Raw genomic sequence first — 11,144 nt, 5'->3', positions numbered from 1 at the left:
TTATCTTTCGTTAAATCATAGCTTGTACTAATTAATTCATGGATTTCTTTCTCGGGAACAGTACTGTCTAATATTATAGAGTTTCAATGCTCTTTATTTAAATGATAATATGGCAACTCTTTAGATTGGCACTATTTGATTTGTGTTCTAACTATTAACGCCAAGTATTCATACCGCCTCTGACATTAGTTATACTATTGAACCCCATTTTTTTAAGCACTTTTGCAGCTTGCGAACCTCGCATCCCGCTTTGGCAGATGACAACTACTTCTTTATTTTGATTTAAGCTCGAAGCTTTACTTTTCAATTCGTGAAGTGGAATATTCTTGAATTGCTTAATATGCTTTGCATTGTATTCACCAGAGGTACGGACATCGATAAACTGTTTATTCTTATCATTTAAAATACCTTTCAGTTCAGCGGTACTGATTTGTTTAGCTGCTTTGTTAGAGAAGCGATTTCTAATAACAAAATAGATTATTAGAGCTACAAGAATGTATAGGATATATTCCAAAGTTCTCTCTCCAATCAATATTAGATAAATAGATTTACATTGCCGTCTTCAGCATCACCTAGGTATGCAGCAACTCCTGCATACTCAATGTCATCTAACAATTCTTCTTTTTGGAGTCCCAGTAAATCCATTGTCATCGTACAAGCAACGAGTTTGACGTCTTGCTCCTGCGCCATTTCAATGAGCTGCGGAAGGGTCATTGCATTGTGTTTTTTCATTACTTTTTTAATCATTTTAGGACCCATTCCTGCCATGTTCATCTTAGATAGACCCATTTTATCTGCACCTTTAGGCATCATCTTTGCGAACATCTTCTCTAAGAATCCTTTATTGACCGTTACATCTTCTGCTTTGCGAAGAGCATTTAATCCCCAAAACGTGTGGAATATTGTAACCTCATGGTCATAAGCTGCAGCACCATTGGCTATTATATATGCTGCCATTGCTTTATCATAATCACCGCTAAATAAAACGATAGTCGTACGTTTCGTTTCTGACATTTTCATTTCTCCTATTCTTTGATACCTGTATAGGTATAATTTTGTTATGCTTTTTTAATCCAAAACTTCAATACGCCATCTTCTTCTGTATCTTTTAGTAACTCATGGCCGCCGGATTTCGCCCATGCGCTGAGATCAGCTTTTGCCCCTTTGTCAGTCGCATGTACTTCCAACACATCTCCTACATTCAGTTCATTGATTGCTTTCTTCGTTTTAACGATTGGCATTGGACAAGCTAGTCCTTTGGCATCTAACACTTTATTACTTTGCATAGATTAATTCCTCCAACATTTCAATTTACCCATAGGGGTATTATTTTCTGTAAAAAAATATCTAAATTACCCATAGGGGTATATTAAAGGGCGTGAGGATGAAAGTCAACCCCACTACTATTTACTTATCGGCTTTTAACTAACAAATTTACTGCTTCCTTCACCAATTCGTCAGCTTCTGTCCCGTTCTCGTTAGCTTCTCGAACACATTCCACTAGGTTAGAGCTCACAATTACACCAATAGTGCGGTCAATCGCAGTTCTTGTAGCGCTCAGCTGTGTAATAACGTCCTTGCAGTCTTTATCTTCTTCCATCATTTTTAATATACCGCGTAACTGTCCCTCGATACGTTTTATTCTATTTTTACTTTGGTTATCATATTTCATAAGGTTTCCTCCTTATATGAATTTTAGTATATTGCAATTACAATCGCATTCCGTTAATTTAAAGCCGATTACTTTGTAGCCTTTATTTTGCAATATCCTTATTCCGATATTTTTTTCTACTTTATTACAAGCGATGACGAAAACTTGATCACCCTGTATTTCGTGCATATGCCGTTTAAGATACGCAACTGGAATTTGAATTGTATCGTCTACATAACTTCCGTAAGAATTATTATAATCGCGTAAGTCTATTTTAACCACTTGATCTATTTGTGAATACAATCTATCGCTACAAGGAACATTTAATACAGGAAAGTATCTTCTGTAAAGGCTGAAGGAGACAAGCAGCGCGAAGATTAGAAGCGTAGAGATCATTATCACCAATCCTCTAGTAATTAAAAAACAGAATGTTACTCAACTCAATATATACCCTTATGGGTACCAAGTCAATGTTCTATGATCTCAGCTTATATTAGTTAAAGATAGAAGATATCATTAATAAATAGGTATGAAAGTAATTACAGATTTCCGTTGTTGACAATATTTTTTTTGTTTGCTAATATACCCTTGTGGGTATTCGAGTTCTTAGCGAAGCTCATTTTTAAGTTATTTTTTTTGCTTTATATAATACCCATACGGGTATATGTATGAGGGTTATAAGTTTCTACCACACTAACAATAAAGGAGGAGCAAAATGAGTACAAAACCAGAAATTGAAGCAATTTTGCCAACACAAGTGGCGGAGAGTCTAGAAAGGAAAGAGAAACTTCATATTATTGATGTAAGAGAACACAATGAAGTGGCTCTGGGTAAAATTCCAGGTGCTAAACACATTCCATTAGGAGAGGTTCTGACACGCTTAGACGAATTGGATAAAGATAAGGAATACATCATGGTGTGCAGATCTGGAAATCGTAGTGGACTGGCTTCAGAGTGGTTAACAGATAAAGGGTTCAAAGTGAAGAATATGACAGGTGGCATGAATGACTGGGAAAGTGAAACAGAATAAGCCTAAATGGGGGATGAAAAATGAGTATTAAAACAGATCATGTATTGGATGCGAAAGGACTAGCTTGTCCGATGCCAATCGTCAAAACAAAGAAAGCAATGAAAGAGGTCATGCCAGGACAGGTTATCGAGGTTCAGGCCACTGACAAAGGTTCTCTAGCAGATATTCAAGCTTGGGCAAAAAGCAGCGGTCACCAGTATCTCGGTTCAACAGAAGAAGGAGAGGTATTGAAACACTACCTCCGCAAATCAGGTGATGCAGAAGCGAAAGAAGATAAAAACTTCCCGCATACCGTTCAAAACGAAGAAATTATTCAGAAACTGGATGCAGGTGAAGACGTCGTAATTCTGGATGTTCGGGAGCCAGCTGAATATACCTTTGGCCATATACCAGGAGCAGTTTCTATTCCATTAGGAGAACTGGAAGATCGTATGGACGAGATCAGCAAAGATAAAGAAATATACGTTGTCTGCCGAACAGGCAGTCGCAGTGATTTGGCTTCTAAGCAAATGGAGGAAAAAGGATTCAAAAATATCAAGAATGTTGTCCAGGGTATGGTGGAATGGTCTGGCCCATTAGAAAGAATCAATAATAACTCAAATAGGAGGAATTGAAAATGGCAACTAAAGTAGCAATCATCGCAAGTAATGGAAGTTTGTTTGATGCATATAAAGTGTTTAACGTAGCAACTGCTGCAGCAGCAAGCGACGCAGAAGTAGGGATTTTCTTCACTTTTGAGGGACTGAATTTGATTCATAAAGAAGCTCATAAGCAGCTTCCAATTCCAGCAGGAAATGAACATTTTGAAGAAGGTTTTAAGCGGGAAAATGTACCTTCCATTCCTGAACTAGTGGAAATGGCTCAAGAGTTAGGTGTGAAAATTATTGCATGCCAAATGACAATGGATGTAATGAGTTTAGATAAAGATCAGTTTATAGAAGGCATTGAGGTCGGGGGAGCAGCGAGTTTCATCCATTATGCGTCCGATGCCAACATCAGTTTGACATTCTAAGGAGGAAAGGGAATATGAAATTAATTACTGCAAAAGAAGCAGCAGAAAAGGTATTAAGTAAAGAACCTTTATTTATTCTGGATGTAAGGAACCAAGATGCATTTAGTGATTGGAAAATTGAAGGCACTAATATTGAACATTTGAACGTGCCGTACTTCGATTTAATAGAAGGTGTCGAAGAAATCGTTGATAAAATTCCAAAAGATAAAGACTTGCTAGTCGTATGTGCTAAACAAGGATCATCCGAAATGGTAGCAGAAATGTTGGATGAAGCTGGTTTTGAAGATGTGCTCGTCTTACAGGGTGGAATGAGAGCTTGGAGCGAGTATCTTAAACCCGTTAAGATTGGGGACCTTAGCAATGGTGGATCCATCTATCAGTTTGTCCGCGTTGGTAAAGGCTGTCTCTCGTACTTCATCGAATCTGATGGCGAGGCACTCATCGTTGACAGCAGCAGATCTGTAGATAGTTATATTGATTTCGCCAAAGAGAAAAACATTACAATCAAACATGTTGTAGATACGCATCTTCATGCTGACCATATTTCCGGAGGGCGCCTGTTGCGTGAAAAAACTGAAGCATTTTATCATTTGCCTCCAAAGGATGCAGAGGAAGTTCAGTTTGCCTATGAGCCGTTAGAAGAAGGGAAAGATTTGCAGGTAGGTGGAGCTACTGTGCGTGTGCAGTCTATCTACTCTCCAGGCCACACAATCGGAAGTACTAGCTTGATTGTGGATGATAAGTACTTGCTGACCGGAGATATCTTGTTTGTGGAATCCATTGGACGTCCGGATCTTGCTGGAAAAGCAGGTGACTGGGCAGATGATTTACGTAATACGCTTTATAACACGTATGAACGACTAAATGATGAGCTTATCGTCCTTCCTGCACACTTCAGCAATACAAGTGAGCTAGGAGATAATGGAGCAGTTCAGGCAAAACTGGGTGATTTATTTGAAAAGAATGATGGTTTAAATATGGACGAAGAAACATTCCGTAAAGCAGTATCAGAAAATCTACCACCTCAGCCGAATGCTTATCAAGAAATTCGTCAAACAAATATGGGTAAAATCAACCCAGAAGCTAACGAACAAAGTGAAATGGAAATTGGACCGAACCGCTGTGCCATTCATGGTTAAATCAAGATCAAGAAATAAAGGAGCTTATAAAAATGAACAGTGATAAAGTGTTAGACGCGAAAGGACTAGCTTGTCCAATGCCGATCGTCAAAACAAAGAAAGCAATAAATGAGTTAAATGCAGGAGATGTGTTAGAAGTACATGCGACTGACAAAGGGGCAAAAGCCGACCTTAGTGCATGGGCGAAATCTGGCGGTCATGACTTACTGCAAGATACAGAAGAAGATGGCGTATTGAAATTTTGGATAAAAAAAGGTTAATCCAGAGGAGGGAGAGTTACTCCCTCTTTTTTAGTAAGAGAGGAGCAGCAGAATGGATATCACTTTCATTTTGATCCTATTCGTCATAGGTCTGATTGGTTCGCTGCTGTCCGGTATGCTCGGAGTCGGCGGGGCAATCATAAACTACCCCTTGTTATTATATGTACCTGTTTTATTGGGTTTCACAGGTTTCAACGCTTACCAAGTATCCGGTATTGTGGCTGTTCAGGTATTCTTTTCGACACTTTCCGGGGTATTTGCATACCGTAAGGGGAATTACTTGAATAAACGTCTCATACTGACCATGGGGATTGCTGTCTTGGTTGGAAGTTTTATTGGGAGCTTTGGTTCACGTCTATTAGCCGAAGAAGACATCAACCTTGTATATGGAATATTAGCTATCATTGCATCAATAATGATGTTTGTCCCTAAGAAGGGGAAGGATGATATAGAGCTGTCCGACGTTACATTTTCTACAGGATTGGCAGCAGGTTTATCCTTTTTAGTAGGGATAGGAGCAGGGATTGTAGGAGCTGGAGGAGCATTTCTTCTCGTGCCAATCATGTTAGTTGTGCTGAAAATACCTACTCGTATGACAATCGCCACATCCCTGGCTGTTACATTCATTTCTTCTATAGGGGCTGTTGCGGGAAAGCTCTCAACAGATCAGGTACCGTTGATTCCTTCTATTATTATTGTAGTCGCAAGTCTCATTGCTTCACCGATAGGGGCTGCATTAGGAAAGAGGATGAATGTTAAACTGCTTCAGGTAATACTCGCTGTGCTGATTATTGCTACAACAATCAAAATATGGATGGATATCCTTAGCTAACTTGCACTAGAACTTATTTAGAAGGAGATGGATGAATATATTTCATTATGCTGTGGAGACTTCCCATACTGTAGAAGAAGCTATTGAATCTTTGGAAGAGAATCTGAAAGAAGAACAATTCAATGTACTTTGTCAGTTTGACATCTAGGAAAAGGTTAGACAAAGGCTTGAAGATCAATTAATCGTTTTGCGTACTTGAAGTATGTAATTTTTTTGATGCCCAACGAGTTATACAGCATAATAAGTTAACGGGTTATATCCTTCCATGTAAGATAGTTGTCTATGAAAGTGATGATGATACCAAAATAGACATGCCAAAACCACCGCATTAGTGGGGTTAACTGAAGATGATGGTGTTAAAGGCTATGCAAAGGAAATTGAAGATCGATTAATTGAATGTATAAATCAATCGAAGTAAGAAAAAATTTTAGCATTACAAATACCCCACCTGTTTAGGAGGGGTATTTGTAATGCTAAAAGAAGAGTTACATTCTTATAGTTCCCTATAACCCTCTTTTTTATTGTATATAGAGCATTTCCTATCGAGTCAAATTCACTCTGCCATCATTTTAAAAGTATTAAAACGTATATTACATGCTTTTATACCTTTCTAAACATTAGATAATACACTGTTTGTATATTTCGTTCATCCATAATGCCATATTCATTCAGCTGGTGATAATTCATCATCTATTAACCATTTGTGGTTTTTAACTTCTTCTCCTCCAGTAGTTGGAGAGAAGTCAACCATATAAACAGTTGTTTTTTTTGCTGATTCTATAGTGGCCTTCGCACCATCCATGCCTTCCATGTGATCTGCATTAAGGGTAACCTCAGTACCAGGCTCTATTGGATTAGTTTCTACACCCTCTATTTCCTCTTGAATGACCCATTTGTGATTAGTAACCTTTTCTCCCCCAGTAGTTGGAGTGTATGAAATTACATATGCAGTAGTATCAAAAGCCCCCGATATTGTGGCTTCTGCACCTTTCATACCTTCCATATGATCAGCCTCAATTATTACTTTGCTTCCCTTTGGGTATTTAGGATTCACTTTTTCCTGTAAACCTTCGGGTAAGTCACCTGAACTAGAGTGGTTCATACTGGAGTGATCCATCTCAGTATTGCTATCGCTCTCATTTGAACTAGATGTATCATTATTTTCACCGTTCGAACAAGCAGCAAGACCTAATACGAGGATTACCAAGAGTATTGAGAGTATAATCTTTTTGAATTTCATATCTATCTCCTCCTTCAACCAAGTATACCCATGTAGGGTATAATATAAAACTCGACTTATTATTCATTTTATGCCACTTATTATAAAGATTTTTCAGTAGATATTAGATAAAATCAAGATACTATATTAAAGTACATTATTAGTTTAATTCAGATGCGATAATAGAAACATGTTGCTGAAAGTATAGAGATCCGATTTGAATAAGTTGAGTGTTCAAAAAAGTACACTTTTACGAACACTCTCAATCTAATTGAATACTAACTAAAACAACGTTCAAAAACATATAAATAAGTTTTTGAACGTTCAGTATTTTTTAAACACTTTCACGAACATTTTTTTGATGGAATTAAGATAGAATAAAACATCGAGGTGTAATAATATGGAAGTGAGTATTGGGAGCCATATGACTGATATGATAAAAGTGCAAGTCTCTTATTAATTGATTCACAGCGGTAGGTGATTAACGCTTGTATCTATATGGATTTGCATCTTTTCTGCTATGTCCTTTTACATATGACCTAGCCAGTCGATATACCCTTCAATATGTTGTCTCGAAATCCGTGTTAAATATTTCAATTAGGGCCATTTAGTTCGTTACATCTTGGTATTATTGTTATTGTGGTGCCTCTTATGATTTGCATTCCTTTTATGGGGAATAAAAATTTTTAACATTTCGTATTAAGAACCATCCCTATTACTTACCCTCGGTTGATGTTTGATATATCCCGTTAAGGACATATTATGAAACAGTGCTTTAATAAAGGAGTTGTATAAAATGGATGAAAAAAAAGATGCAGAAATAAAACGCTCTTCAAAAGCAGTAAACATTCTACCTCAGATCAATAGTAAAACTAAGCTAGGCGACTTACGAAAAATCGCGAAGGACATTAAGAAAGATCACGAACTAGCTATGGAACTTTGGTCAACCGAAGAGTTTCTGCCCAGACTATTAGCAATCTTAATTATGGACAAAAAACTTCTTTCACAAGATGTGCTAAATAAGCTTGATAGAGATATGCAGACTCACACTTTTGATGAGCGAAATAACTTGATGGATTGGTTAATGGCTAATCAGCTAACCAAAGACAAGAAGAAAATTGCATTGATGGAGTCATGGGGAAATAGTCCTTCTGCTCTTCAAAGGCGAGCTTTCTGGTATTATCAAGCGCGATTGAGATGGACTGGACAAACACCGCCTGATAACACCGCAGACTTGCTATCTGCATTAGAAGCTAATATTACGCAGGAAGAACCGGAAGTTCAATGGGCTATGAATTTCACCGCAGGCTGGATAGGCGTTTATGATGAAAAGAATCGTGCACGTTGTATTAAAATTGGTGAGAAAACGGGTCTTTACAAAGATGAAATAGTATCAAAAGGATGCACTCCCAGCTATTTGCCGGAGTTCATTACGATCGAAGTTAACAAACGACATAATAATTAGTTACCTCTAAAAATTTATAGAGTTTAAAGAAAGGAATTCAAAGCCTCAAATAGATGAAACTCGTCTCAATAATTATTAAAGAGATTCCTTGAGTAAAAGTAAAGACGATTATTTCTGAGCTAATCGTCTTTACGCGATTAAATAGCTAGTATTGAATTAAGATAGTTATCACTCGACATTCCCTACAACTTATACAATATTTATTTAATTGTTTGTGCGAAGCGTCAACAAACGCTTTAGTTTATTATCAATAAATTTATTATCGGTACTGTTAATTCCTCGACCGGCGAAATGTCCCCATACTGATTTAATAGGATGATATTCAACATTAGAAATAAACTTAGCCTCATATTCGTTAGTTTCTGCGGTGCAGAAGAGATCAGTACTACCTGGCATGATGTAGGTAATCGCTTCAATACTTTTAAGTGCCTCCTTAAACTCTCCATTATAATCGGAGTTTGCACTAATATCTGCATGTTGTCCTGTCCATAACATGGCTAGAACATTGTGAGGATCCATACTCATAAAACTGTTTTCCCAAACTCCCACCGTAAAATCTTCTAAAAAGTTAAAGCCCATCTCACGAAAGAGTTCTTCTTTATAGAAAGTCTGTGATAATCCCCATCCTGCATAGACACGGCCAACTGCTCGCATGTCCTGAGAAGTCAATTGATTTAAATTATTAGAATCCGAGCCAACTGAGGCCATGAGCGCAGCCTTAAGTCCATCGAGGACCACGTAAGTTTGCGGCCAAGTCTTTGCATTTCCGCAGAAAGAGGCAATTCGATTCACCATGTTAGGATAACTTGCTGCCCATTGGAATGATTGAAGACCTCCCATTGACCACCCAACAACAAGATCAATCTTCTGAATGCCGAATTTTTCAGTCACCAGTCTATACTGTAATTGAACGTTGTCATAGATGGTTACCTGCGGAAAATTAACTTTGTCGAATGGTGCAGGCGTATTACTTGGAGATGAAGATAATCCATTCCCTAGCAAATTAGGAACGATAATGAAATACTTCTGTGGATCTAGCGACATTCCGTTTCCAATTAACCATTCATTATTAACATGTTGGTCGCCAAAAGCAGTTGGATAAACGATAACATTATCTTTCTTTTCATTCAATTTCCCGTAAGTTTTATAAGCAAGAAAAGCGTCTGGTAATGTCACTCCAGATTGGAAGGTTACATCACCTAAATTAAAAATCTCATACTCTTTCATTGTTTTCACTCCTATCTAAATGAAACACAAACGTTTAGAATGTATTTCTTGTTATTGAGTATATAACCGTGTTACTTTCAATAAAAGTGAACAAAATTCAATATAGTATTCAATAATTTTGAAAGTTAAAGGGGGATTTATTATGGAATTGCGCCAATTGAATACGTTTCAAACAGTTGCAACAACTTTAAATTTCAGTAGAGCTGCTGAAGCACTAAATTACGTACCCTCCAACGTCACGATGCAAATAAAAGCATTGGAGGAAGAACTCGGGGTTCGTCTCTTTGATCGCTTAGGAAAGCAGCTAGTTCTTACGACTGCGGGTAAACGTTTTTCAACTCATGTCCAGGACATTTTAAACAAATTGGACGAAGCTCGCAGTAGCGTCCTTCATGACAATGAAGTTCTAAGCGGTACCCTAACTATCAGTGCCAATGAGGTTGTTTGCGCCTATCGACTTCCAGATGTCTTCAAAGTTTTTCGGTCGCGATATCCAAGAGTTCGTCTTATCTTTCGATCTGTTCCGAATCTACAACTCAAACAAACACTTTTTGAGGGAACCTCGGATGTCGTTTTTATACTTGACGAACCCATTCAATCAACGGGACTTGCAGTAGAACCATTGACGGAAGAAACTTTTCGCCTTTTCGCCGCTCCAGATCATCCACTTGCGAGACAAAATGAATTACAGCTTGAAGATTTTCACGAAGAAGTGTTTCTAATTAATGAAAAGGGTTGTCCCTATCGAACCATGTTTGATCGAACATTTAAGAAAGGTGACATTGACAGTATTTCATCTTTAGAGTTTCAAAGTGCCGAAGCTATTAAACAATGTGCAATTTCAGGAATCGGTATTGCCTTTCTTCCTGAAATAGTAACTGAAGTCGAAGTTAACCGTGGCGAACTTATGCCTCTTTTATGGCCAATTCCAGACTTGGATGTATATACACAGATCTCATGGCATAAAGATAAGTGGCTTTCACCGATCATATTAGCTTTTATAGAGACAGCAAGGGAAGTTATGAGAATAGAGGAGTTCTGTTGAATTAATAACCAAGAAGTGACAAATATTGTTGGTGGAGAAGGAGTTCTGATGTTCGAAGCAAGGACAGAAGGGGATCAGTTCTATACTCTACTGCCTTTTTATACACTTGGGAAGGTTAAGGTAGTTTTGGAGCCAACGCTAATATCACCTTCCAAGGAGATCCTGCTGTCGTACAATTAAAAGCACAGTTGGGATTAGAATAAAAGAGCTGCCTTTAGGCAGCTTTAAAGAAAGACCCTTTTATACAGAAAAGGGTCTTTTCAT

At 37.8% G+C, this 11,144-nt stretch carries 15 protein-coding genes; 9 read left to right on the top strand and 6 right to left on the bottom strand.

What is annotated here, in order from left to right:
- Positions 1-154 precede the first annotated feature (154 nt).
- The 4 genes from AE2B122_RS04730 to AE2B122_RS04715 all read right to left on the bottom strand — a co-directional run bounded on the left by AE2B122_RS04730 (position 155) and on the right by AE2B122_RS04715 (position 1,672).
- Complete coding sequence (locus tag AE2B122_RS04730; protein ID WP_175073212.1) at positions 155-514, bottom strand: rhodanese-like domain-containing protein; 360 nt, start codon at positions 512-514, stop codon at positions 155-157.
- A 20-nt stretch (positions 515-534) separates the two neighbouring features.
- A complete protein-coding gene (locus AE2B122_RS04725; RefSeq protein WP_077309250.1) occupies positions 535-1,014 on the bottom strand; it encodes a DsrE/DsrF/DrsH-like family protein in 480 nt (159 codons plus the stop codon).
- Positions 1,015-1,058: 44 nt separating this feature from the next.
- Positions 1,059-1,286, bottom strand: a complete 228-nt coding sequence (locus AE2B122_RS04720; protein WP_175073211.1) for a sulfurtransferase TusA family protein — start codon at positions 1,284-1,286, stop codon at positions 1,059-1,061.
- 125 nt (positions 1,287-1,411) lie between these two features.
- The gene (locus AE2B122_RS04715; protein WP_077309246.1) at positions 1,412-1,672 is read right to left on the bottom strand and encodes a metal-sensitive transcriptional regulator; all 261 of its coding nucleotides are present in this window, start codon (positions 1,670-1,672) and stop codon (positions 1,412-1,414) included.
- Positions 1,673-2,366: 694 nt separating this feature from the next.
- Here AE2B122_RS04715 and AE2B122_RS04710 point away from each other — a divergent pair.
- The 7 genes from AE2B122_RS04710 to AE2B122_RS19475 all read left to right on the top strand — a co-directional run bounded on the left by AE2B122_RS04710 (position 2,367) and on the right by AE2B122_RS19475 (position 6,256).
- Complete coding sequence (locus AE2B122_RS04710) at positions 2,367-2,681, top strand: rhodanese-like domain-containing protein (RefSeq protein ID WP_095230939.1); 315 nt, start codon at positions 2,367-2,369, stop codon at positions 2,679-2,681.
- Between the two features lie 20 nt (positions 2,682-2,701).
- Positions 2,702-3,295 carry a sulfurtransferase TusA family protein gene (locus AE2B122_RS04705; RefSeq protein ID WP_175073210.1) on the top strand — a complete coding sequence of 198 codons (594 nt, stop codon included), beginning with the start codon at positions 2,702-2,704 and terminating at the stop codon, positions 3,293-3,295.
- A 2-nt stretch (positions 3,296-3,297) separates the two neighbouring features.
- Positions 3,298-3,693, top strand: coding sequence for a DsrE/DsrF/DrsH-like family protein (locus AE2B122_RS04700; protein ID WP_095230937.1), 396 nt, complete (start codon positions 3,298-3,300; stop codon positions 3,691-3,693).
- Positions 3,694-3,707: 14 nt separating this feature from the next.
- On the top strand, positions 3,708-4,832 hold the full coding sequence (locus tag AE2B122_RS04695) for an MBL fold metallo-hydrolase (RefSeq protein WP_175073209.1): 1,125 nt from the start codon (positions 3,708-3,710) through the stop codon (positions 4,830-4,832).
- A 32-nt stretch (positions 4,833-4,864) separates the two neighbouring features.
- A complete protein-coding gene (locus AE2B122_RS04690; RefSeq protein WP_095230935.1) occupies positions 4,865-5,092 on the top strand; it encodes a sulfurtransferase TusA family protein in 228 nt (75 codons plus the stop codon).
- Between the two features lie 52 nt (positions 5,093-5,144).
- Positions 5,145-5,924 (top strand): sulfite exporter TauE/SafE family protein, encoded by a 780-nt coding sequence (locus AE2B122_RS04685; RefSeq protein ID WP_175073208.1) that lies wholly within the window; start codon positions 5,145-5,147, stop codon positions 5,922-5,924.
- A gap of 230 nt (positions 5,925-6,154) precedes the next feature.
- A complete protein-coding gene (locus tag AE2B122_RS19475; protein ID WP_371809498.1) occupies positions 6,155-6,256 on the top strand; it encodes a DUF302 domain-containing protein in 102 nt (33 codons plus the stop codon).
- A 332-nt stretch (positions 6,257-6,588) separates the two neighbouring features.
- Here the strand turns inward: AE2B122_RS19475 and AE2B122_RS04675 are convergent, their stop codons facing one another.
- Positions 6,589-7,164 (bottom strand): YdhK family protein, encoded by a 576-nt coding sequence (locus tag AE2B122_RS04675; RefSeq protein WP_175073207.1) that lies wholly within the window; start codon positions 7,162-7,164, stop codon positions 6,589-6,591.
- A gap of 775 nt (positions 7,165-7,939) precedes the next feature.
- Between AE2B122_RS04675 and AE2B122_RS04670 the strand changes: the two genes are divergently transcribed.
- Positions 7,940-8,608, top strand: a complete 669-nt coding sequence (locus tag AE2B122_RS04670) for a DNA alkylation repair protein (RefSeq protein WP_175073206.1) — start codon at positions 7,940-7,942, stop codon at positions 8,606-8,608.
- 204 nt (positions 8,609-8,812) lie between these two features.
- Here AE2B122_RS04670 and AE2B122_RS04665 read toward each other — a convergent pair whose 3' ends face one another.
- The gene (locus AE2B122_RS04665; protein ID WP_175073205.1) at positions 8,813-9,835 is read right to left on the bottom strand and encodes an alpha/beta fold hydrolase; all 1,023 of its coding nucleotides are present in this window, start codon (positions 9,833-9,835) and stop codon (positions 8,813-8,815) included.
- A gap of 142 nt (positions 9,836-9,977) precedes the next feature.
- Here AE2B122_RS04665 and AE2B122_RS04660 point away from each other — a divergent pair, with 142 nt between their 5' ends.
- A complete protein-coding gene (locus AE2B122_RS04660) occupies positions 9,978-10,880 on the top strand; it encodes a LysR family transcriptional regulator (RefSeq protein ID WP_175073204.1) in 903 nt (300 codons plus the stop codon).
- Positions 10,881-11,144 lie beyond the last annotated feature (264 nt).

This window comes from Terribacillus sp. AE2B 122 (genome assembly GCF_902497585.1).
GTDB lineage: Bacteria > Bacillota > Bacilli > Bacillales > Amphibacillaceae > Terribacillus > Terribacillus saccharophilus_A.
Note: the sequence above shows the minus strand (reverse complement) of the source record. Positions and strands in the feature narration are given on the sequence as shown.